Source organism: Humibacter albus DSM 18994 (assembly GCF_000421825.1).
Lineage (GTDB): Bacteria > Actinomycetota > Actinomycetes > Actinomycetales > Microbacteriaceae > Humibacter > Humibacter albus.
In genome coordinates this window covers 239,973-262,505 of the sequence record NZ_ATXT01000011.1, presented here as the reverse complement: position 1 = coordinate 262,505, position 22,533 = coordinate 239,973, and the positions used below count along the sequence as shown (strand labels likewise).

Here is a 22,533-nt window from a genome sequence, read left to right as displayed (position 1 = left end):
CACCTCCGTCGGGCTACGACGCCGTCGTCTTCGACAACGGGTCGGCGACGTCCTCCAACGACCTGTTCTCCGCGTCGACGCCGAGGAAGACCTCGACCAATCCCGCCGCGATCATCAGGCCGGCACCGATGAAGTAGCCCACGGCGACCGCCGAGATGCCCATCGACACGAACTGTCCGAACAGCAGCGGCCCGACGATGCCGCCCAGAGCCGTTCCGACCGCGTAGAAGAAGGCGATCGCCATCGCCCTGGTCTCCATCGGGAAGATCTCGCTCACCGTCAGGTAGGCGGAGCTGGCCCCGGCCGAGGCGAGGAAGAACACGATCACCCAGCACACCGTGAGCCAGGTGGCGTCGAGGATGCGCGCATCGAACAGGATGCCAGTGCCCACCAGCAGCACGCCGCTGCCGATGTACGAGACCGAGATCATGATCCTGCGTCCGATGCTGTCGAAGAGACGGCCGAGCAGCACGGGGCCGAGGAAGTTGCCGACCGCGATCGGCACGAGCGCCCAGGGCGCCACATCATCGGGAACGTGAAGCAGCTTCGTGAGCACCAGCGCGTAGGTGAAGAAGACCGCGTTATAGAGGAACGCCTGGCCGATGAACAGCGAGAGCCCGAGCACGAATCTCTTCGGATACTTCGAGAGCGCCACCCTGACGATCTCGCCGAAGCCCGTCGACCGACGCTGCTCGATCTCGATCTCGTCGTCGTCGCCGACTTCATCGAGGTGGTCGCCGGTCTGCTCCTCGACCTGCTGCTCGATCTCGGCGACTTGCGTCTCGGCATCCTCGTCGAGGCCGTGGATGAACATCCACCGCGGCGATTCCGGCACGTTCCGGCGCACCAGCAGGATCGTCAGCCCGAGAACGGCGCCGAGACCGAAGGCGAGACGCCAGCCGAGGTTCGCCGGGAAGATCGCGGTGTTCAGGAGGAACACGGTGAGCACGGCGCCGAACGCGGTGCCGAGCCAGTAGGACCCGTTGATGGCGAGATCCACCACCCCGCGGCGCCTGGCCGGTATCAGCTCGTCGATCGCGGAGTTGATCGCGGAATACTCCCCGCCGATGCCCGCGCCGGTGAAGAAGCGGCAGGCGAAGAAGAAAACGGGCGTGAACGAGAACGCAGTCGCGACGGTGGCCAGCAGGTACAGGCCGAGCGTGATCATGAAGAGCTTCTTGCGGCCGAACCGGTCCGTCAGGTAGCCGAAGAAGAGCGCTCCCGCGCAGGCCCCCGCCACGTACACTGCCGCCGCCAATCCGACCTCACCGGACGTCAGGCCGAGTCCGCTCGACTTCTCGGTGAGACGACTACCGATGGCGCCGACGATCGTCACCTCGAGGCCGTCCAGAATCCAGACGGTGCCCAGGCCGACCACGACCATCCAATGCCAGCGCGACCAGGGGAGGCGGTCCATGCGGGCCGGTATCCGCGTGCGGATCGTCTTCAAGTCGCTGGTCGACATGCACCCTCCTCCGCTGCCCCGCACGAGACGAGTCGTGCGAGTGACGAACGCGAGGAACGCTAGGAGCGCGGCCACGCCCTCGGCAACCCCTTGTGCTCTGTAGGCACGTCGCTTAGCCGCACGCGGACGCACAGGAACGCGGTGCGGGCGACGAGGTGTGTCAGAACGCGATGTCGGGGTCGACCGGCGTCAGTTGCGAGAGCTTCGCGCTGCGGCCGTCGCCCGAGGAACGTCCGGTGAGGCGGCGCCCGATCCAGGGCAGAACGTAGTCGCGGTAGTAGGCGAGCGAGGGTCGCGTCCTCCCCACCGGAGTCTGCGCCGCGATCTCGTCCACTCGCCATTCGGCCGGCACCGGCACGCCGAGTGCCGTGAGCACGTTCGATGCCACGCGCGCGTGCCCGAACGCGTTCAGATGCAGCCGATCGAGCGACCAGTAGCGCAGGTCGCGCAGCCCGGCGTCGCCGAAGTTGTCCACGAACGTCATGCCGCCCGACGTCGGCGTCTCGGCCTGCGCGCGAGCCACCATTGCACGCACGCGTTCTGCGAGCTCGTCGCCGCGACGCTGCACGGCGCGCCCGCCCGGCAGGTTGTCGCTCGGGTTCGCTCCGCTGAGCAGCAGCACGTGGATGCCCGCTGCCGCCGCCGTGCGAACCGCCTGCGCCGTCTGCTCGGCCACGTCGTCGATCGAGACGCGCGGTCGCATGATGTCGTTGCCGCCGCCGTTGATGCTCATCAGCTGCGGGCGAAGAGCGATCGCGGCACCCAACTGCTCGCCGACGATGGGACCGAGCTTGCGCCCGCGGATCGCCAGGTTCGCGTATCGCACCGGCTCGTCGGAGGCCACGGCGAGGCCGACGGCGACGAGATCGGCCCAGCCACGCACGCGTCCATCGGGCAGGTCGTCCCCGACTCCCTCGGTGAAACTGTCTCCGATCGCGACGTAGCTGGTGAACACGGGCTCCACGCTATCTGCCCGCGCGGGCGTGATCGAACCGGCGGTACTATCGAGAAGGCCGTTCGGCCCGCTGTCCGTCCATACCCTCGGAAGGGGAAACACGAAGATGATCGCTCGGCCGCCGAAGGGTGAACTCGACAAGCGCATCGCCGGTGCCGTGTTCGTGCTGTTCTGGCTCGTCGCCATCGCCGCCTGGATCGTGGCGGGCGTGGCTCTCGGCAACACCGGCGCGTGGCAGCCGTTCATCGTCGACGTGGGCATCGTGATCGCGAGCATCGGCGTCGCCACCCCGTTTCTGGCCACCGTGAAGGGCTTCGGCCTCGCGCTCTTGTTCGGCCTGATCGCCGTCGTCGGGTTCGCGATCGGCGATTTCGGGCAGATCCTGGCCCTCACCTACTTCCTGCGCATCGCGGTGCCGTTCTTCGGCGTGATCATCGCGCCCACGTTCAAGACGGTGAACGGCGTGAAGGTCTTCGCCTAGCCGCCTGCGCGACGCACAGCGACCCGGATGCCTGCTGACGGCATCCGGGTCGCTTCGTCTTCGAGGGGCGACTCAGAACCTCCGCGTGAACGGCAGCGGCTTGCGCATGCGGATCAGCAGCAGCAGCGGCACGACGATGTACGGCAGGTTGAACGCGAGGAACATTCCCGGGTTCGGGGTGCGCTCTGCGGCCGAACCGAAGAACTCGACACCGAAGATCGGGATGCCGGTGAGCGCGATGATCATCGTGGAGTAGATGACGCTGGGCAGCTGGATCCAGTTCCACTTGCGCACGATCGAGATGATCAGCAGCACGTAGAAGATGACGTACACGAACGCCGACGTGCCGCTGATGAAGCGCAGCCACACAGGATGCGATCGGTACAGCGGATCGAAGTTGGATGCGTACCAGTAATTCCACTGCACCAGCAGGTTCGGGGAGTCCTTCACCTGGTCGAGTCCGAGGCCTTCGACCGAGTCGCTGATGATACAGGTGACGATGAACACCGCGAAGATGACGAGGAAGAAGATGTCGATCGGCCGCTTCGGCAGCGGCAGATTCGCGGGTGCCGTGACGGCGGGCGGAATCGGACTCTCGGATGCCGGGGCGGCGGACTGTGGGGGAGAGCTGGCTGAGGACATGGTCGCACACTACCGGTGGGGCGCTTGCGTCGGTACGGAAGCGCCCCACCGGTAGTGGTTCGGTCCGGTCCGGCCTGGCTCAGGGCAGGTCCGACCTGGCTCAGGGCAGGTAGTACGTCGGGTTCGGCAGTTTGACCGTGCGGTCGGCGTGCCCGCCGATCAGGTCGCTGAACTGGTCGCCGAAGTTCGCCACGATGTCGTAGTCGCCGCCGGAACGGGACTCCACATGGGCCCTGGTCTGCGACTTGTACTCGATCGTGGTGCAGCTCGCCGCGGCGCACCTGATGTACCACGGCTGCTGCGATGCGCCGACGCCGGTCCACTTCGTGTAGTAGTTCGTCGCCGTGAAGCCGCGATAGCCGACGTTCCACAGGTTCGTCAGCGTCGCCGTCTTCTGGTCGTCGTTGCGGCCGGTGAGCCCGACCACGGTGCATCCGGCCTGACGCAGAGAGTTCACCAGGTGGACCATCGAGGGTGTGGCGGGGAACTTCGCCGCCTGCACCCAGACATCCTGCTCGCCGGGGTCGTAGTCGAAGTGCATGTCGCCGACCTCCATGTCGTACGTCCACAACGTGGTGTCGTCCGCGTCGAACACGACGGCCGGCCGGTGGTGCGAGCGCTTCTCGTGCCGGCACGTCGCCGTCAGCGACGGCAGCTGCCGCGCGACGATGCGGCTCATCTCGCTGATGTACGGCGAACTCGTCGTGTCGGCGATGCCCGTGCCCGGATCGCCGTAGTAGGTGGCGATCGTCTTCTTCACGCTGTCGATGTTCGGGATGCCGTCCCCACCCTGCGTCGCGCCGCTCGACCCGTCCGCCTTCATGGTGAAGTGCGTGCGCGGCGCGAGCTTCGGCTCCGAGACGCCCGGCAGATCGGGCGACGGCAGGTAGTAGGTCGGATTCGGAAGCTTGAGCGTGCTCTGCGCGAAGCCGCCCTGCAGATCGGACCACTGATCGCCCACGTTGAGCGTGATCGTGTAGCCGAGGTCCCGCTCGATGTGCCGGCGGGTGAGCGCCTTGTACTCGACGGTGGTGCAACTGGAGGTGGCACAGGTGATGTATGACGGCTGCTGCGAGGTGCCCGTGCCTGTCCACTTCGTGTAGAAGTCGTCGGCCGTGAAAGCGGTGTAGCCGACGTTCGTCAGATTCGTCAGCGTGGCCGCCTTCTGGTCGTCGTTGCGGCCGGTGAGGCCGAAGACCGTGTAGCCCATGGCTGCTGCGGCGTTCACGAAGCCGACCATGGCGGGAGTGGCGGGGAACTTCGCGGCCTGCACCCAGGCATCCTGCTCCGTGGGGTTGTAGTTGAAGTGCATGTCGCCGACTTCCATGTCGTACGTCCACAGCGTGGTGTCGTCGGCATCGAAGACGATGGCCGGCTTCTCGTGGCGGGCGATCGCGCGGTCGTATGACGGCTTCAGCGTCGCGGTCGCTCGGGCGACGATGCCGTCCATCTCGCTGATGTACGGCGAGCTCGTCGTGTTCGCCATCCCGGTCCCCGGATCGCCGTAATACGTGGCGATCGTCTTCTTGACGACGTCGATGTTCGGGATGCCTTCCCCGCCCTGCGTTGCACCGCTCGAGCCGTCGGGTGCCATCGCGAACTGCGTGCGCGGCGTCAACTGCTGCGACGAACCCGATCCCGGATGCCCGTGCCCGCCGACGCGCCCGTCACCGCCGTGGCCGACCGGCCAGGCCTGCGCCGGCGCCGCACCGGCCAGCCCGATCCCGGCGACGACGACCGCCGCCGCCATGCTCGAGACGATTCGCAGGCGCCGACGTCTCGTCGTGTCGTGCTCGAACCCAGGTTGCATACCCACACACCCCCTGTGTGTCTTCGTGTGCTTTACGGTGATCCATAGCCGGAAGCACTGAACCTCGAATACCCCCGGTCGGGGGTCACGAGTGCACGGTATCCAGCGGCGAGGTCGCCGAGCCAGAGACGGGAGGCGGATTGCTCATCTGAGCCGGAGCGGGTGCGAGGTCTTCGACGCCGTCCACGCACCGCTTCGCGCATCGCGTGCGGTCGCGGCTACGCCGCTCCACACACTCAATCGGTTCGGGAGCACGAGCGAACTCGTGCTCCCGAACCTCAATCGCGTGTGCCGGTGGTGGGTCCCCGACGCCCTCCACGCACCGCTTCGCGCTCCGCGGAGCCTCTCGCCGCGGTCCCATCGACCACGCCGGCTCCGCCGGCTGTTCGAGTCCCGCTCCATTGATACGTGATGAGGGGGACCACCTTCAGGCGATCCCCCTCATCACGGTGGTCGCGGCTACGCCACTCCACACACTCAATCGGTTCGGGAGCACGAGCGAACTCGTGCTCCCGAACCTCAATCGCGTGTGCCGGTGGTGGGACTCGAACCCACACGTCCTTTCGGACAAAGCATTTTGAGTGCTCCGCGTCTGCCATTCCGCCACACCGGCCCACGGCACCGCATCGCGACGCCGACCATCACCCTATCGCGGCGCAGGCATGGGCGATATCACTCTGCTCGGCGACACGAGCATGCGGGCGCGCACTCACGTCGATCGCCCATACCGTAGGCTTGATGCTCGTGACAGACACTGAGAACACCGCCGTCCCGCGCCGCGTCGTCGTCGCGGAAGACGAATCGCTGATCCGTCTCGACATCGTCGAGATCCTCCGCGACAACGGGTTCGAGGTGGTCGGCGAAGCCGGCGACGGCGAGACCGCCGTCGCCCTCGCCACCGAGCTGCGACCTGACCTCGTCATCATGGACGTCAAGATGCCGCAGCTCGACGGCATCTCCGCCGCCGAACGCCTCTCCAAGAACCACGTCGCCCCCGTCGTGCTGCTCACGGCCTTCAGCCAGAAGGAGCTCGTGGAGCGCGCCACCGAAGCGGGCGCCCTCGCCTACGTCGTCAAGCCGTTCACGCCGAACGACCTGCTGCCGGCGATCGAGATCGCTCTCGCTCGTCACGCGCAGATCATCGCGCTCGAGGCCGAGGTCGCCGATCTCAACGAGCGCTTCGAGACCCGCAAGCTCGTCGATCGCGCCAAGGGTCTGCTGAACGAGAAGATGGGACTCAGCGAGCCGGAGGCGTTCCGCTGGATCCAGAAGGCATCCATGGACCGCCGCCTCACGATGCACGACGTGGCCAAGGCGATCATCGACCAGCTCGCCGCCAAGAAGTAGGCGGCATCGCGCCCTACCCGCGGTCCTTGATCAGATTCGTGATGCGGATCGTCGAGCATCGGCGGCCCCGGTCGTCGGTGACGGTGATCTCGTGCGTGGTCAGAGTTCGTCCGAGGTGCACCGGCGTGCAGACGCCGGTCACGATGCCGCTCGTCGCCGACCGGGTGTGAGTGGCGTTGATCTCGATGCCCACGGCCAGCCGGCCCTCTCCGGCCCACAGGTTCGCCGACATCGACCCGAGCGTCTCGCCGAGCACGACGTACGCCCCGCCGTGCAGCAGATCCGCCGGCTGCGTGTTGCCCTCGACCGGCATGGTGGCGACCGCGCGGTCCACCGAGAACTCGATCATCTCGATGCCCATTTTCGCCGCAAGCGCGCCCATTCCTCGCTGTCTGACGTAGGCGAGCGCGTCGGGGGCGGCATGCTTCTCGGCTTCGGACATGGCTCTCCTGTAGGTGCTCACCGGCAACCTCCGGCCGGCGGTAGATGGAGCCGGCATCGAAGCGGACTTCACCATCCTGGCGTCACTCGCGTGTGTTCGCGGCTACGCCGACCAACAGGCTCAATCGGGCCGGCCATCGAAGCAAGCTTCGCTGTCCAACCCTCAATCGCCTGTATTCGCGGCTACGCCGACCAACAGGCTCAATCGGGCCGGCCATCGAAGCAAGCTTCGCTGTCCAACCCTCAATCGCCTGTCCGAGGCCGCTTGTAGGCTGGCTTCCGTGTCGGACCCGCAAAAGCCTACCCTCATGATCATCGACGGCCATTCACTGGCCTTCCGGGCGTTCTTCGCGCTCGTGCAGACGGGGAATTTCATCACCGACGACGGTCAGCACACCGAGGCGGTATACGGGTTCCTCTCGATGATGCTTCGTCTTCTCAAGGACGAGGAACCGACGCACCTCGGCGTTGCATTCGACGTGTCGCGCACATCGTTCCGCACGGCCGAGTACGCCGAGTACAAGGAAGGCCGGGGGGAGACCCCGCCGGAGTTCTCCGGGCAGGTCGGACTGCTCCAGAATGCACTGACGGCCATGAACGTGCCGTGGATCACCAAAGACGACTACGAGGCCGACGACATCCTCGCCACCCTCGCCGCACAGGGTGCCGCGCAGGGGTACCGGGTGCTCGTGGTCTCCGGCGACCGCGACAGCTTCCAGCTCATCGACGACGACGTCACCGTGCTCTACCCGAGCGCGATGGGCGTCACCGCGCTCAAGCGCTACGATGCCGACGCCGTCTTCGAGAAGTACAAGGTGTGGCCGCACCAGTACCCGGAGCTCGCCGCTCTGGTCGGTGAGAAGGCCGACAACCTCCCCGGCATCGACAAGGTCGGTCCCGTCACCGCAGCCAAGTGGATCGCGCAGTGGGGCACTGTCGAGGAGATCCTGGCGCACGCCGACGAGATCAAGGGCGTCGCCGGCAGCAACCTGCGCGAGCAGAGCGAGCGCGCCCGTCGTAACCGGCGCCTGAACGCTCTCGTGCGCGATCTCGACCTCCCGCTCGCTCCGGCCGATCTCGAACGGAGAGGGGTCGACGCGACGGCCGTGCGCGAGGTGCTCGGCGGCCTGCAGATGCGCACCATGCTCGACCGCGTGCTCAAGCTGGACGACGCGGAGGCGGCCGTCGCCTCCGGCGCGGAATCGCGCATCGCGGCACCCGACGTGCTCACGCTGGCGGCATCCGAAGTGGATGCCTGGCTCGCCGCCCAGCACACCCCGCTCGGCCTCGGCGTGGTGGTCGACACCGTCGACGGGGAGTTCGCGGGCATCGGTCTGTCCAGCGCGTCCGCCAGCGCCTACATCCCCGCGGAGAACGTGGACGGCCTTCGCTCGTGGCTGGCCGACGAGACCACCTCGAAAGTCTTCTTCGACGCCAAGCGCCAGCTCAAGGCATCCGAACGTGCCGGCCTCGCGATCCGCGGTGCCGTGAATGACACCCGCGTCATGGCCGGACTCCTGAACCCGAGCCGCGTGCCTGCGTCGCTGGCCGACCAGGTGCTGAGCGCGCTCGAAGAGAGCATGCCGGTGTCGGATCCGAACCAGCTGGTGCCCGAAGTGCCGCCCGTGGGCGCGGGGACTGAAGCGTGGTTCGTGCTCCGCGTCGCCGACGCCGTCACGACCACGCTCGCGACCGAGGCGAACGCCGGCACGCGACGGGTGCACGACGAGATCGAACGGCCGCTCACACCGGTGCTCGCGCAGATGGAGCTCACCGGCGTGGCCATCGACGCCGGCGTGCTTGCCCGCCAGCGTGAGGTGCTCGAGCAAGGTGCCGACACTTACCGCACCGCAGCATTCGCCGCGATCGGCCACGAGGTGAACCTGGGCAGCCCGAAGCAGCTCCAGACCGTGCTCTTCGACGAGCTCGGACTTCCGCCCACCCGCAAGACCAAGACCGGGTACTCGACCGACGCCGATTCCCTCGCCGACCTGCTGGAGAAGATCGAGGAGGAGAACGAGGGCTCGATCTTCCTGCAGTCGCTGCTCAAGCACCGCGACGCCACGAAGCTCAAGCAGATGATCGAGACGCTGGAGAAGTCGATCGCGGCGGACGGACGCATCCACACCACGTACGACCAGGTGGGTGCCGCGACGGGCCGCATCTCGTCCAACGATCCCAACCTGCAGAACATCCCGGTGCGCTCCGACGAGGGCAGACGCATCCGCTCCGCCTTCGTTTCGGGCGAGGGGTTCGAGTCGCTGCTCACGGCGGACTACTCGCAGATCGAGATGCGCATCATGGCGCACCTCTCGGGTGATGCCGGCCTCATCGAGGCCTTCCGCGCGGGAGAGGACCTGCACCGCTACGTCGGCAGCCACGTCTTCGGTGTCGCACCCGAAGACGTCACCGCCGCGATGCGCAACAAGGTCAAAGCCATGTCGTACGGGCTGGCCTACGGCCTCGGCCCGTTCGGGCTCGCCAAGCAGCTGCGCATCAGCCAGGCCGAGGCCAAGCAGCTGATGGCCGACTACTTCGAGCGGTTCGGCCGGGTGCGCGACTATCTGCGCGACGTCGTGCAGCAGGCCAAGAGCGACGGCTACACCGAGACGATCTTCGGCAGACGACGTCCGTTCCCCGATCTGAACAGCCCGAACCGGGTGCTGCGCGATAACGCTGAACGCGCCGCGCTGAACTCTCCGATCCAGGGCTCCGCGGCCGACATCATGAAGATCGCGATGCTCGGCGTCGCCTCCGACATGGCGGATGCCGGACTCGGCTCGCGCATGCTGCTGCAGGTGCACGACGAGCTCATCTTCGAGATCGCGCCGGGCGAGCAGGAGAAGCTGGAAGAGATCGTCACCCGCCGCATGTCGACCGCGGCGACGCTGGACGTGCCGCTCACCGTGCAGATCGGCCGCGGTCCCGACTGGGACGCCGCTGCACACTGACGCCGCCGCACGCTACGGCCCTAGGCTGACGGGCATGACAGACCAGCAGCAGGAACAACCGCAGCGCACGCCCACTCCCATCGACACGATCGCGGAGGAGTGGGTCGACACCGAGCTGGAGCTCTTCCCGGAGTACCACGTGTACCTCGGGCGTCCCGGGCGCGAGGGCGAGTACTCCGACCAGTCTCCGGCCGGCCACGAGGCCGTGGCGAAGGCGCAGGCCGAAGCCCTGCGCCGCATCGAGGCGGCCGAACCGGTCGATGACATCGATCGGGTGACGAAGCTCGACCTCGTGCGCGACCTCCGGCTCGAGCTCGAGAAGCACGAGGCCGGCTTCGCCCAACGCGACCTCAACGTGATCGCCTCGCCAGTGCAGGAGCTCCGCGAGATCTTCGACCTCTCGCCCACCTCCACCGTCTCCGACTGGGAGGCGATCGCGAAGCGCATGCACAACCTGCCCGACGCGATGCGCGGCTATATCGCGACGCTGCGCGCGGGCATCCAGGCCGGCAACGTGCCGGCCATCCGCCAGGTGCGCGAAGGCATCGCCCAGGCCGACAAGCAGGTGGCGCGCGACGGGTTCTTCTTCACGCTGGCCGCGGGCGCGAAGGCCGACGAGGGCGAGCTTCCCGACGCGCTGAAGCGCGACCTCGAGAAGGGCGCCGCCGAGGCCGCGGCCGCGTACGGCGAGCTCTCGATGTTCCTCGACGACGAACTGGCCGTGCACGCCCCCGAGCAGGATGCCGTCGGTCGCGACATCTACGCCCTCGCCTCGCGCGGCTTCCTCGGCGCGAGCGTCGACCTCGACGAGACCTACGAGTGGGGCGTCGAGGAGCTCCGCCGCATGGTCGAGGAGCAGGAGTCCATCGCCCGTCAGATCAAGCCGGGCGCCTCGGTGGCGGAGGCGATCGAGCTCCTCGACGCGGACGCCTCCCGCAAGCTGCACGGCACTGACGCGCTGCAGCGCTGGATGCAGGAGACGAGCGACCGCGCGGTCGAGGAGCTCGGCAGGACGCACTTCGACATTCCGGAGCCGGTGCGGCAGCTGCAGTGCATGATCGCTCCGACGCAGGAGGGCGGCATCTACTACACGGGCCCGGCGGACGACTTCTCGCGCCCCGGACGCATGTGGTGGAGTGTGCCGGAGGGCGTCACCGAGTTCGACACCTGGCGCGAGCTCACGACGGTCTACCACGAGGGTGTTCCGGGCCACCACCTGCAGATCGGCACCGCCACGTACAACAAGGCGCAGCTGAACACGTGGCGGCGCGTCGCCGGCACCTCCGGCCACGCCGAGGGCTGGGCGCTGTACGCGGAACGCCTCATGGAGCAGCTCGGCTACCTCGACGACCCGGCAGACCGCCTCGGGATGCTCGACGGCCAGCGCATGCGGGCCGCTCGCGTCGTGCTCGACATCGGCGTGCACCTCACCAAGCAGCGCCCGGACGGACAGGGCCCCTGGACGGGCGAGTACGCGTTCGAGTTCCTCGGCCGGAACGTGAACATGAACGACGGCTTCGTCCGCTTCGAGGTGAACCGCTACCTCGGCTGGCCGGGGCAGGCTCCGTCGTACAAGATCGGGCAGCGCATCTGGGAGCAGATCCGCGACGAGTACCAGCGCCGAGAGGGCGCCGCGTTCGACATCAAGGCGTTCCACAAGAAGGCGCTCGACATGGGCGGCGTCGGCCTCGACACGCTGAAGACGGCCATGCTGGGCTGATCGGCGCGGTCTGCTGCTCGAGGAATACCCGGGCAGCAGACCGCGTTGTTGCGAGCGGACGCCGTGGAACGGTAGTCTGGAGAGTCACTTTTGTGATTTTCCTATTCGCCTGCCTGGCGGAAATTCCACACCGAATGACTTCGCCGGGCCTGATTCATGTCCATATCTGGAGTACCCACTCAATGACAACCGCAACGACCGACAAGGCACCCAAGCAGGTCGCGATCAACGACATCGGCTCTGCTGACGATTTTCTTGCCGCGGTCGAGAAGACTCTGAAGTTCTTCAACGACGGTGACCTCATCGAAGGCACCGTGGTGAAGATCGACCGCGACGAGGTTCTCCTCGACGTCGGTTACAAGACCGAGGGTGTGATCCCCTCCCGCGAACTTTCCATCAAGCATGACGTCGACCCCAGCGAGGTCGTCGGCGTCGGCGATACCGTCGAGGCCCTTGTGCTCCAGAAGGAGGACAAGGAAGGCCGTCTGATCCTGTCCAAGAAGCGCGCGCAGTACGAGCGCGCGTGGGGCGACGTGGAGAAGATCAAGGAAGCGGACGGCGTCGTGACCGGTCAGGTCATCGAGGTCGTCAAGGGCGGCCTCATCGTCGACATCGGACTGCGCGGCTTCCTGCCGGCGTCCCTCATCGAGCTGCGCCGCGTGCGCGACCTCACGCCGTACCTCGGCCAGGAGCTCGAGGCGAAGATCCTGGAGCTCGACAAGAACCGCAACAATGTGGTCCTGTCCCGCCGCGCCCTGCTCGAGCAGACGCAGTCGGAGAGCCGCTCGCAGTTCCTCGCCAACCTCCACCCGGGTCAGGTGCGCAAGGGCATCGTCTCGTCGATCGTCAACTTCGGTGCGTTCGTCGACCTCGGCGGTGTGGACGGCCTCGTGCACGTCTCCGAGCTGTCGTGGAAGCACATCGAGCACGCCAGCGAGGTCGTCGAGGTCGGCCAGGAGGTCACCGTCGAGGTGCTCTCCGTCGAGCTCGACCGCGAGCGCGTCTCCCTGTCTCTCAAGGCAACTCAGGAAGACCCGTGGCAGGTCTTCGCCCGTACGCACGCCATCGGCCAGTTCGCACCCGGCAAGGTCACGAAGCTGGTTCCGTTCGGTGCGTTCGTGCGCGTCGCGGACGGCATCGAGGGCCTCGTGCACATCTCCGAGCTGTCCGGAAAGCACGTCGAGCTCGCCGAGCAGGTCGTGTCGGTCGGCGAGGAGGTCTTCGTCAAGGTCATCGACATCGACCTGGAGCGCCGCCGCATCTCGCTGTCGCTCAAGCAGGCGAACGAGGGCGTGGACCCGGAGAGCACCGAGTTCGACCCGGCGCTCTACGGCATGCTCACGGAGTACGACGAGCAGGGCAACTACAAGTACCCGGAGGGCTTCGACCCCGAGACGGGCGAGTGGAAGGAAGGCTCCGACGCTCAGCGCGAGAAGTGGGAGCAGGAGTACGCCGAAGCTCAGTCCCGCTGGGAGGCGCACAAGCGCCAGGTCGCCAAGGGCATCGAGGAGGAGGCCGCTCAGGCCGACACCGCCCGCAGCGGTGCCACCTACTCGAGCGACCAGGGCGCCGGTGGCACTCTGGCCGACGACGCTTCTCTCGCGGCTCTGCGCGAGAAGCTTTCGAGCAGCAACTGATCGCTCACACGCGAGAAGCGGCCGGGTCCTTCGGGGCCCGGCCGCTTCGTCGTCGGGGGATGCCTGCACGGTCTCGAATCACGCACCGCGCGCCGCACGCCCGTCCGGTTCTGCAGAATGGATGCATGACTTCCGCACCGACCGCCGACTCGACCGCTGAGCCCGCCACAGACATCCCCGTCGCCGCCGCGACGCCTCGCGTGCTCACGGTCAGCCGTGACGACGGCCACCGGTTCAGCAAGCCAGTCGTCGACGAGATCCGGCTGATCGAGGGTTGGGGCGTCGAAGGCGACGCCCATGCGGGAACGACTGTGCAGCACCTCTCCCGCATGGAGCGGGACCCGACGCAGCCCAACCTGCGGCAGGTCCATCTGTTGCACGCCGAGCTGTTCGGCGACGTCGCACAGCAGGGTTACAGCGTGCGGCCGGGCGAGATGGGGGAGAACGTCACGACCGCCGGCCTCGACCTGCTCACGCTTCCGACGGGCACTGTGCTGCACCTCGGCGCCGAGGCGAAGGTCATGCTCACCGGGCTGCGGAATCCGTGCTACAAGATCAACTGGCTCGCACCGCAGCTGATGAAGGAGATGGTCACTCGGCTCGACGACGGCACCGTGGTGCGCAAGGCGGGCGTCATGTCGGTCGTGCTCGCCGGCGGCGTCGTGCGCTCGGGCGACCCGATCGTCGTCGAGCTCCCGGCCGGTGAGCCGGTGCCGCTCGAGCCGGTGTAGACGCTCTGGGCGACCGTCCCCGCGACGCCGTGCCGATAGCATCGAGCGCGTGCAGATCATCGCGCTCACCGGCGGCATCGCGTCCGGCAAGTCCACGGTGTCGGCCCGGCTGGCCGAGCACGGCGCGGTGATCGTGGATGCCGACCGCCTGGCTCGCGAAGTCGTCGAGCCGGGCACGCCGGGGCTGGCCGCGATCCGGGAGCGATTCGGCGACGGGGTCGTCGCCGCGGACGGCTCCCTGGACCGGATGGCGCTCGGACGCCTGGTGTTCGCCGATCCCGATGCACTGGCGGACCTCAACGCGATCACACACCCGGCCGTCTGGCGGGCCGCGCTGGAGAGGTTCGGGCAAGCCCGGGCATCCGATCCCGACGGCGTCGTCGTGTACGACGTGCCGCTGCTCGTGGAGGCCTCGGCGGATCGCCCGTTGCGTTTCGACCGCGTCGTCGTCGTCGAGGCCGATCGTGAGGAACGGGTGCGACGCCTCGTCGAAGACCGCGGCATGGACCACGAGGACGCCCGCCGTCGTATTGACGCGCAGGCCGACGACGAACAACGCCGTGCCGTGGCGGACGTCGTCATCGACAACAACGGCGGCAAAGACGAGCTGCTGCGCCGCGTGGATGCGTTGTGGACCCAGGTGAGCGAGGCTGCGACGGGCTCAGCGCGGCGGCGCTGATCGGCGACCGGGTCAGCGCACGGCGGGACTGAGCAGCATCAGCGTCGGCAGGGCGACGAGGGCGATCGACGCTGCGAGCACCGACAGGCGCAACGCCGGCACGTGCGCGATCGGGAGCTGCGTCAGCCGGGCGATCCGGGCATCCGCCCACTCGGTGGGTGCCGCTGGGGCCGCGCCGAAGCCGGGATCGCCGAAGCGCGGAGACGACACCGCGCCCCGCGCCGTAGCAGAGGCGCCGGCCCCGACGGCAGCACCGACGGGTTTGACGCCTGCTCGAGCACCCGAACCGCGCGAACCGACACCTGTGCCGGTATCCGTCTGCGGCGCGGCGGCCAGCGCCACGCGCGCGACAGCCCGGGAGAGGTCGCGGCCGGAGACGGTACGACGCGCCTGATCGTCGGCGAGCAACTCGATGAGGAGCCCGACGGCCTCGTGCGCGCGGGTCGCGATCGGGAACCACGGAAGCGCGCTCCGCCAGGCGCTGAACGCGACCAGCAGGATGTTGTGGTGCTGTGTCACGTGCGCGCGTTCGTGCGCCACCACGGCGGCGAGCTCCTCGTCGCTCAGCAGCTCGAGCAGGCCGGCCGAGAGCACGGTGACGGCGCGCGGCGCGCCCGGCAGGCAGTACGCGATCGGGGTTGCATGGTCGATCACGCGCGTGCCGGGGGAGTCCGGCATCGGGTCGCTGAGCAGGTGCAGCAACTGCACATGATGGCGGCGCTGTCGCTCCGCGCGCCACGCCGTGCGCACGAGGTTGAGCAGCAGGTGCACGCCGAGCAGCACTGCGCCGGCGAGCGCGAACATCTGGAAGAAGTTCGCGTCGTGCGGGAGGCGGCCGGCGAAAAGGTCGGAGCCGAACGCGCCGGCGGCGTCGGGCAGGTCGGCGCCGAACGGGATGAGCCCGAACACGAGCAGGGAGCCGATCATCGACAGGCCGCCTGCGAGCGCGATCGCCTGCCACAGCACGAGCGCGGCGCCAGGCATGCGGCGCGGCCAGGCCGCCCGCGCCAGCGCCACGGGCACGGGCCAGGCGAGGGCGAATGCGAAGAGCGCCAGCGCGACAGCGACGGTGAGCACGGCCGTTACGCGTCCAGCAGCCTGCGCAGGCGCTCCGCTTCGTGCGGCGTGACCTGGCCGACGAAACGGGCGAGCACGGCATCCCGATCGGATGCGGAGCCGAGCACCTCGTGCATCAGCTCGGCGACGTGGTCTTCGCGGGTCATGGTTGCGCTGTAGAGGTGCGGCCTGGCATCCCTGTCCCGCACGACGAAGCCCTTGGCCTCCAGCCGGGACAGCACGGTCATCACCGTGGTGATCGCCGGCTCCTTGCCGCCGGGCGCGGATGCCTTCAACTGCTCGCGCAGGTCGGTGGCGGCGAGCGGCGCGGTGGCGTCCCAGATGACGTCCATGATCGCGCGTTCCAGCTCTCCGAGATTGACCACAGTGCGAGTTGCCATGTCTCGATTCTACCGCGTGTAGAAAAGTTCCGGCGACGGTGGTACAACTTCTACAGCGCGTAGAATTCTACGGCACGTAGAAAACATCGAATCGAGGAGACGTGCACTTCACCACCGAGCTGGATCCCCTTCTGATCGCACGCTGGCAGTTCGGCATCGTCACCGTCTACCACTTCTGGATGGTGCCCCTCACGATCGGCCTGGGACCGCTGGTCGCTCTCATGCAGACGCTCTGGATGCGCACGGGCAACGACCGCTATTACCGCATGACGAAGTTCTGGGGAAAGATCTACCTGATCAACTTCATCATGGGCGTGGCCACCGGGCTCGTGCAGGAGTTCCAGTTCGGCCTCGCCTGGAGCGAATACAGCCGTTTCGTCGGCGACGTGTTCGGCGCCCCACTGGCGATGGAGGCGCTGCTGGCCTTCTTCGTCGAGTCGACGTTCCTCGGCCTGTGGATCTTCGGGTGGGGCAAGCTGCCGCGGCGCATCCATCTCGCGTGCCTCTGGCTCGCCGTCGCCGGCTCCGTCGTCTCGGCCTACTTCATCATCGCGGCCAACTCGTGGATGCAACACCCTGTCGGCGTGACGCTCGTGCACGGTCGGCCCGTGATGAACGACATCGGGGCCATCCTCGGCAACAACACCGCGGTGGCCGCGTTCACGCACACCATCTTCGGCGCGCTGGCGGTGGGCGGCGCCATGCTGCTCGGCGTCGGCTGGTATCACCTCTGGCAGCGTCGGCGCGACGGCATCGACACGGTCGGGCCCGACCAGCGCGTCATCGTGGGCGAGGCGCCCGACGTGCCCGGGCGTGACAAGTCCGACCACAGGGTCTGGCTCACCTCGCTGCGCATCGGCGCGGTGACGGCGATCATCGCGTTCGCCGGCGTCACGATCACCGGCGACGCGCAGGCTCGCCTGATGTTCGTGCAGCAGCCGATGAAGATGGCGTCGGCCGAAGCGGCCTGCCACACCGGCACGAGCTTCTCGCTGCTGGCGTTCGGCGACATCGGCTCGAAGGACTGCGCGGGCGTGGTCAACGTGATCGAGGTTCCCGGCGTGCTCGGTTTCCTCGCCAACGGCGACTTCAACGAGCCGGTCAAGGGTGTGAACGAACTGGTGCCCAGCTACCAGCAGAAGTACGGAACGCATCTTCCCGACGACGCGAAGCTCGGCGACCGAGCGGGCTCGAAGATCAACTATGTTCCGGTGATGGCCGTGACCTACTGGGGCTTCCGGCTGATGATCCTGTTCGGCGCACTCGCCGCGTTCGCCTCCGTCGTCGCGCTCTGGCTCACCCGAAAGGGGACGGTGCCGCAGCCCCGTTGGCTGATGTGGTTGGCCGTATCGGGCATCTTCGCGCCGTTCGCCGCGAACTCGGCGGGGTGGATCTTCACCGAGATGGGGCGCCAGCCGTTCGTGGTCGCGCCCAACCCGACGCCCGGCGGCGTCGACGGAGTGTTCATGTTCACCGCTGCGGCCGTCTCTCCGGGGGTGACATTCGGGGAGATCGCGTTCTCGCTCGTCTCGTTCACGATCGTCTACGCGGTGCTGATGGTGTTCGAGGTGCGACTGCTCGTGAAGTACATCCGCGGCGGGGTGGCGGCCGCCATACCGGAGCTCGGCGAGAAGCCGAAGGATCCTGACGCCCCCGCTGACGACGACGTGCTCGCGTTCGCCTACTGACCGTCGACGAGAAGGGATATCTAACCCCCATGGACTTCCTCCCCACACTGTGGTTCGTGATCATCGCCGTGCTGTGGATCGGCTACCTCTTTCTCGAGGGCTTCGATCTCGGCGTGGGCATGCACATGCTGCTGTCCGCCCGCAATGACAACGACCGACGTGTGATGCTCAACTCGATCGGCCCGGTCTGGGACGGCAACGAGGTGTGGCTGATCACCGCCGGCGGCGCCACGTTCGCCGCATTCCCGTTCTGGTATGCATCGCTCTTCTCCACGCTGTACGTGCCGCTGGTGTTCGTGCTGCTGGGCCTCATCTTCCGTGCCGTCGCCATCGAGTACCGCGGCAAGGGACACACCACTAGATGGACGCACGGATGGGATCTCGCCCTCGGACTCGGGTCGTTCGTCTCGGCCTTCGGCGTGGGCGTCATGCTCGTGCTGACCACCACGGGACTGCCGATCGACTCGAACGGCGACGGCGTCGGCGGTCCGTTCGGGTGGCTGAACGGCTGGGCCGTGCTCGGCGGTCTCGCCGTAGTGGGCTTCTGCCTCGTGCACGCGGCGGTGTTCCTCGCGCTGAAGACCGACGGCGACGTTCGGGTGCGCTCTCGCCGGTTCGCCGTGCGGTGGATGCCGGCGCTGCTGATCCCGATCGCGCTCTGGGTCCTTGCGGTGCAGTTCATGAACGGCAAGGCGTACACCTGGATCCTCGTCGCTGCTGCCGTCGTGGCGGCCGTGATCGCCTGGCGGTGGGCCAGGCGGGGGAGCGAAGGACGCGCTTTCGCGGGCATGGCCGCGTTCCTCGTCTTCGGAGCGGCGTCGATCTTCGCGAACGTGTTCCCGAACGTACTGCCGTCCACGGTGAGCGCCGCGTACGACCTGACCGTGTCGAACGCCGCCAGCTCCGCGTACACGCTGGGCGTGATGAGTGTGGTCGCCGCCTTCGGCGTCCCGCTCGTGCTGGTCTACCAGGGCTGGACCTACTGGGTGTTCCGCAAGCGGGTGGCGGGCACGAGCATCCCCGAGGTCAAGCCGGTCCGTGCGGCGGTGAAGCCCCGATGACGTCACCCGGCGAGCGCGCTCCGCGAACGTCACGGGGACCGTGGGAAGGTATCGACGAGGTCGGCCGTCGCCGCCTGCTGATCCTCGGCGCGCTCGGAGCGCTCAAGGCGCTCGGCCTCGTGCTGCTGGCCGATGCGATCGCGACCGGCGTCGTCACCGTCATCGCCCGCGGCGAGGTGCTGCCCGTGGTGCTCGAGGGGCTCGCCGGCGCGCTGCTGAGAGCGGCTTCGGTGTGGGGACTGCGCGTCGCCTCGCAGTCCGCGTCCTCCGGCGTGAAGAACCGGCTGCGCTCTCGCCTCGCGAAGGCGTACCTGTCGCGGACGGACGGTGGCGTCGGTGCCGATGCCACGCTGGCGGCATCGGGCCTCGACGAGCTCGACGCCTATTACACGCAGTACCTGCCGTCTCTGGTCGGTGCGGCGACAGTTCCCCTGCTGGTGGGCGCGCGCATCCTCGCGGCGGACTGGGTGAGCGCGCTCGTCATCGTCATCACGGTGCCGCTGGTCCCGTTGTTCATGGCGCTCATCGGCCTGCACACCCGAGACAGGGTCGCCGCGTCCCTGGACGCCCTCGGCCGACTCTCCGACCACCTCGTCGAACTCGCCCGCGGGCTGCCGGTGCTCGTGGGCCTCGCCCGAGACCGGGAGCAGACGGCTGCCCTGGCCGACATCTCGGACGAGCACCGTCGCCGCAGCATGACCGCGCTGCGCACGGCGTTCCTCTCCTCTCTCGCTCTCGACATGATCGCCACCATCTCCGTGGCCGTCGTGGCGGTGTTCATCGGTGTGCGGCTGCTGAGCGGAGAGCTGACGCTGCAGGCGGGGCTCGTGGCGCTCATCCTCGCGCCGGAGTGTTACGCACCGCTGCGCGACATCGGCGCGGCATTCCATGCCTCCGACACCGGCAGGGAAGCACTGCGCCGGGTGCGTGCCACACTGGCGCGCACCGCGAATCCCTCCGGGCTCGTGCGGACGCGCGGTGCCCTGGCCGTGCAGGATCTCACGATCAGGCATGCCGGCCGCACGACGCCGACGATCGCGGGCCTCGGCTTCCGTGCCGTCGAGAACGGCGTCACTCTCCTGGCCGGAGACAGCGGGTGCGGCAAGTCGAGCGTGCTCGCGGTGCTGGCCGGTCGCGGCGCCCTCCTCGACGACGGCTCCAGCTGCACCGGTGTCATCACCGCTCCGCCGGCCGATCGGATCGCCTGGATGCCGCAGCACCCGCACTTCGCCGCCCGCCGCGTGCGCGACGAGGTCGCCCTGTACGCAGTCGACTGCTCTGTCGCCGTGGAAGCCGGGAGCGACGCGGTCGGTGACGCCGTGCCCGCGGATGCCCTGCTCGTCCGTGTCGGACTGCTCGCTGTCGCGGACGACGACCCGGCGTCGCTCAGCCCGGGCGAGGCGCGACGGCTGTCGTTCGCGCGGGTGCTCGCGGCGGTCGACGCCGGTGCGGCGCTCGTGCTGCTCGACGAGCCGACGGCGCACCTCGACTCGCACTCGGCCGCCCTCGTCCGCCACGAGTTGTCGGCGCTCCGCGGCCGTACCACAGTCGTCGTCGCCTCGCACGATCCGGCGGTGCGCCCGCTCGCCGACGTGGTGGTCACCGTGAACGGGCGAGCGACCCCGCCCCGGCCGGTGGATCACGTTCAGCCCTCCTCCGACCTCGTGGACGGAGATGTGCCGTCCACGGCCATCCCGGCGACGAGCATTCCGCCGACGCACGACGCCCCGGCCGCACCGCGAGCGCGCGGCACAGCATCGCTGAGCGAGCTGCGGGCGATCGTGCGCCCCGTTCGTCTCCGCATGCTGGCCGCGGTGCTGGTCGGCGTGCTGTCCACCTGCTTCGCGATCGCGCTCACGGCCGTCTCCGGCTGGCTCATCGTGCGCGCCAGCCAGGAGCCCGCCATCATGTACCTGCTCGTCGCGATCGTCGGCGTGCGCTTCTTCGGCATCGGCCGATCGGTGCTGCGGTACGCCGAACGGCTGCTCACGCACGACGCCGTGTTCCGCGCCGTGACCGCTCTGCGCGTGCGGCTCTGGGGAGCCCTCGCCGCCGCCGGCCCGGCCGGCCGCACGGCGCTGTCGCCCGTCGCAGCGCTCTCCTCTCTGATCGGCGCCGCCGACCGCGTGCGCGACCTCGTGCCGCGCGTCGTCCAACCCCCGATCGCCGCTGTCGTCGTGCTGGCCGGCGCCGGCGTGACGCTCGGTGTCGTCTTCGGCCCCTCGGCGGCGGTGATCGTCGCGCTTGCCGCGGTCGGCCTGTTCGGTGCAGGTCTGCTCGCCTGCGCGGGCTCCCGCGCGTCGGCCCGGCGCGGAGAAGCCGCTCGCGCGGCAGTGCTCGGCGGCTTCACCGAACTGCTCGGCGCCCGCGACGACCTCACCCCGCGCGCGGCCCGCAGACTCCGCCACCGCCTCGCGGACGCCAGCGCCGCCGAGGCTCGGGCCGAACAGTCGGCTGCGCGCGCCGAGGGCGCGGCATCCGCTCTCAGCGTGTTCGCGTGCTGCGCCGCAGCGATCGCGATGCTTCCGCTTTCTGCCGACGCCGTCGCATCAGGAGCGCTCCGTCCCGAACTCGTGGCGATCCTCGCGCTCGTGCCACTCGGTCTGGTCGAACCGCTCCTGGATGCCGTCGCCTCGGCATCGCGCGCACCCGGCCTCGCTCGCGTGCTGGCCGATGTGCGTGCTGTGACGGCGCTGACGCCCGGCGTCGTCGACGATCCGGCTGCCGGCGGTCTGCTCGACGCAGTCGACGGCATCCGACTCGACTCCGTCTCGTACCGGTACCCCGGTGCCGCTCGAGACGCCTTCTCCGCTGCCTCCACCCGTGCCGTGCGCGGTCAATGGCTGGCCGTGACCGGACCGAGCGGATCGGGCAAGTCGACGCTCCTCGCCCTGTTGCTGCGGTTCGCCGACCCCACCTCGGGCAGCTACCTGTTGCGCGGCCGCGGCGTGAGCGCCGACGCCCGCACGCTGAGGCCCGCGTCGCTGCGCACCCGCATCGCCTGGTGTCCGCAGGAGGGCCACCTCTTCGACTCCACGCTGCGCGCGAACCTGGTCATCGCACGCAGCCGCGACGACGCACCCGACGATGCCGAGCTCCTGGATGCGCTCGAGCGCGTCGGTCTCGCCCCGCTCGTCGCCGCCCTTCCGCACGGCCTCGACACCCGGATCGGCGCGGCGGGCAGCCGGCTCTCCGGCGGCCAGCGACAGCGAGTGGCCGTCGCACGCACCTTGCTGACGCGAGGAGACGTTGTGCTCATCGACGAGCCGACGGCGCACCTGGACGAGCAGGCATCCGACGCGTTGATGAGCGACCTGCGCTGGGCGCTGCGCGACCGGCTGGCCGTGCTCGTCACGCACGACGCCGCCCAGGTGCGCGACGCCGACCGTGTGCTCGACCTGGGCGGACCGGCCGTGGGCGGCCGCGCCATCTCCTCGGTCGCTGCTGCCGCGCGTGCCGCGTGAGGCC

General features: G+C 68.6%; 17 protein-coding genes and 1 tRNA gene. 10 read left to right on the top strand and 8 right to left on the bottom strand.

The genetic code is table 11. The annotated features are described in order from the left end of the window. Window positions 1–13: 13 nt before the first annotated feature. Together H623_RS0102605 and H623_RS0102600 are read right to left on the bottom strand one after the other, a co-directional pair. Window positions 14–1,417 (bottom strand): MFS transporter, encoded by a 1,404-nt coding sequence (locus tag H623_RS0102605; protein ID WP_033371218.1) that lies wholly within the window; start codon window positions 1,415–1,417, stop codon window positions 14–16. A 208-nt stretch (window positions 1,418–1,625) separates the two neighbouring features. After that, entirely contained in the window at window positions 1,626–2,420 is a 795-nt protein-coding gene (locus H623_RS0102600) for an SGNH/GDSL hydrolase family protein (protein WP_245558862.1), read from the bottom strand. A 106-nt stretch (window positions 2,421–2,526) separates the two neighbouring features. Here H623_RS0102600 and H623_RS0102595 point away from each other — a divergent pair, with 106 nt between their 5' ends. Further along, the gene (locus H623_RS0102595) at window positions 2,527–2,901 is read left to right on the top strand and encodes a hypothetical protein (RefSeq protein ID WP_022899387.1); all 375 of its coding nucleotides are present in this window, start codon (window positions 2,527–2,529) and stop codon (window positions 2,899–2,901) included. A gap of 72 nt (window positions 2,902–2,973) precedes the next feature. Here the strand turns inward: H623_RS0102595 and H623_RS0102590 are convergent, their stop codons facing one another. The 3 genes from H623_RS0102590 to H623_RS0102580 all read right to left on the bottom strand — a co-directional run bounded on the left by H623_RS0102590 (window position 2,974) and on the right by H623_RS0102580 (window position 5,966). Continuing rightward, complete coding sequence (locus tag H623_RS0102590) at window positions 2,974–3,543, bottom strand: EXPERA domain-containing protein (RefSeq protein ID WP_022899386.1); 570 nt, start codon at window positions 3,541–3,543, stop codon at window positions 2,974–2,976. Window positions 3,544–3,643: 100 nt separating this feature from the next. Continuing rightward, a complete protein-coding gene (locus H623_RS0102585; RefSeq protein ID WP_245558861.1) occupies window positions 3,644–5,293 on the bottom strand; it encodes an HAD family acid phosphatase in 1,650 nt (549 codons plus the stop codon). A gap of 590 nt (window positions 5,294–5,883) precedes the next feature. After that, window positions 5,884–5,966, bottom strand: a tRNA-Leu gene (locus H623_RS0102580). Window positions 5,967–6,097: 131 nt separating this feature from the next. Between H623_RS0102580 and H623_RS0102575 the strand changes: the two genes are divergently transcribed. Beyond that, a complete protein-coding gene (locus tag H623_RS0102575) occupies window positions 6,098–6,700 on the top strand; it encodes an ANTAR domain-containing response regulator (RefSeq protein ID WP_026939828.1) in 603 nt (200 codons plus the stop codon). Window positions 6,701–6,713: 13 nt separating this feature from the next. Here the strand turns inward: H623_RS0102575 and H623_RS0102570 are convergent, their stop codons facing one another. Continuing rightward, complete coding sequence (locus H623_RS0102570) at window positions 6,714–7,142, bottom strand: hotdog fold thioesterase (protein WP_022899384.1); 429 nt, start codon at window positions 7,140–7,142, stop codon at window positions 6,714–6,716. A 280-nt stretch (window positions 7,143–7,422) separates the two neighbouring features. Here H623_RS0102570 and polA point away from each other — a divergent pair, with 280 nt between their 5' ends. The 5 genes from polA (at window position 7,423) to coaE (ending at window position 14,859) form a co-directional block, all read left to right on the top strand. After that, complete coding sequence (gene polA, locus H623_RS0102565; RefSeq protein ID WP_026939827.1) at window positions 7,423–10,092, top strand: DNA polymerase I; 2,670 nt, start codon at window positions 7,423–7,425, stop codon at window positions 10,090–10,092. Window positions 10,093–10,126: 34 nt separating this feature from the next. Further along, window positions 10,127–11,812 (top strand): DUF885 domain-containing protein, encoded by a 1,686-nt coding sequence (locus tag H623_RS0102560; RefSeq protein WP_022899382.1) that lies wholly within the window; start codon window positions 10,127–10,129, stop codon window positions 11,810–11,812. 182 nt (window positions 11,813–11,994) lie between these two features. Next, window positions 11,995–13,449 carry a 30S ribosomal protein S1 gene (gene rpsA / locus H623_RS0102555; RefSeq protein ID WP_022899381.1) on the top strand — a complete coding sequence of 485 codons (1,455 nt, stop codon included), beginning with the start codon at window positions 11,995–11,997 and terminating at the stop codon, window positions 13,447–13,449. 125 nt (window positions 13,450–13,574) lie between these two features. Continuing rightward, entirely contained in the window at window positions 13,575–14,180 is a 606-nt protein-coding gene (locus H623_RS0102550; protein WP_022899380.1) for an MOSC domain-containing protein, read from the top strand. Between the two features lie 49 nt (window positions 14,181–14,229). Further along, window positions 14,230–14,859 carry a dephospho-CoA kinase gene (coaE, locus tag H623_RS0102545; protein WP_022899379.1) on the top strand — a complete coding sequence of 210 codons (630 nt, stop codon included), beginning with the start codon at window positions 14,230–14,232 and terminating at the stop codon, window positions 14,857–14,859. A gap of 12 nt (window positions 14,860–14,871) precedes the next feature. On the opposite strand, the gene H623_RS0102540 is transcribed toward coaE, so the two are convergent. After that, window positions 14,872–15,936, bottom strand: a complete 1,065-nt coding sequence (locus H623_RS0102540; protein WP_022899378.1) for a M56 family metallopeptidase — start codon at window positions 15,934–15,936, stop codon at window positions 14,872–14,874. 5 nt (window positions 15,937–15,941) lie between these two features. Further along, window positions 15,942–16,301, bottom strand: coding sequence for a BlaI/MecI/CopY family transcriptional regulator (locus tag H623_RS0102535; RefSeq protein ID WP_026939825.1), 360 nt, complete (start codon window positions 16,299–16,301; stop codon window positions 15,942–15,944). Window positions 16,302–16,435: 134 nt separating this feature from the next. On the opposite strand from H623_RS0102535, the gene H623_RS0102530 reads away from it, so the two are divergent. The 3 genes from H623_RS0102530 to cydC are packed head-to-tail and all read left to right on the top strand — an operon-like array spanning window position 16,436 to window position 22,529. Then, on the top strand, window positions 16,436–18,004 hold the full coding sequence (locus H623_RS0102530; protein WP_026939824.1) for a cytochrome ubiquinol oxidase subunit I: 1,569 nt from the start codon (window positions 16,436–16,438) through the stop codon (window positions 18,002–18,004). A 29-nt stretch (window positions 18,005–18,033) separates the two neighbouring features. Then, window positions 18,034–19,065: a cytochrome d ubiquinol oxidase subunit II gene (gene cydB, locus H623_RS0102525; RefSeq protein ID WP_022899375.1), complete on the top strand. Its 1,032-nt coding sequence runs from the start codon at window positions 18,034–18,036 to the stop codon at window positions 19,063–19,065. Beyond that, the gene (gene cydC, locus H623_RS0102520; RefSeq protein WP_022899374.1) at window positions 19,062–22,529 is read left to right on the top strand and encodes a thiol reductant ABC exporter subunit CydC; all 3,468 of its coding nucleotides are present in this window, start codon (window positions 19,062–19,064) and stop codon (window positions 22,527–22,529) included. Before cydB ends, cydC begins: the two co-directional genes overlap by 4 nt. Window positions 22,530–22,533 lie beyond the last annotated feature (4 nt).

Coding starts and splice junctions, on each gene's coding strand:
- H623_RS0102560 (WP_022899382.1), top strand. CDS start 10,127: ATGACAGACCAGCAGCAGGAACAACCGCAGCGCACGCCCACTCCCATC.
- H623_RS0102590 (WP_022899386.1), bottom strand. CDS start 3,543: ATGTCCTCAGCCAGCTCTCCCCCACAGTCCGCCGCCCCGGCATCCGAG.
- H623_RS0102605 (WP_033371218.1), bottom strand. CDS start 1,417: ATGGACCGCCTCCCCTGGTCGCGCTGGCATTGGATGGTCGTGGTCGGC.
- H623_RS0102550 (WP_022899380.1), top strand. CDS start 13,575: ATGACTTCCGCACCGACCGCCGACTCGACCGCTGAGCCCGCCACAGAC.
- H623_RS0102585 (WP_245558861.1), bottom strand. CDS start 5,293: ATGGCGGCGGCGGTCGTCGTCGCCGGGATCGGGCTGGCCGGTGCGGCG.
- cydC (WP_022899374.1), top strand. CDS start 19,062: ATGACGTCACCCGGCGAGCGCGCTCCGCGAACGTCACGGGGACCGTGG.
- rpsA (WP_022899381.1), top strand. CDS start 11,995: ATGACAACCGCAACGACCGACAAGGCACCCAAGCAGGTCGCGATCAAC.
- H623_RS0102570 (WP_022899384.1), bottom strand. CDS start 7,142: ATGTCCGAAGCCGAGAAGCATGCCGCCCCCGACGCGCTCGCCTACGTC.
- cydB (WP_022899375.1), top strand. CDS start 18,034: ATGGACTTCCTCCCCACACTGTGGTTCGTGATCATCGCCGTGCTGTGG.
- H623_RS0102595 (WP_022899387.1), top strand. CDS start 2,527: ATGATCGCTCGGCCGCCGAAGGGTGAACTCGACAAGCGCATCGCCGGT.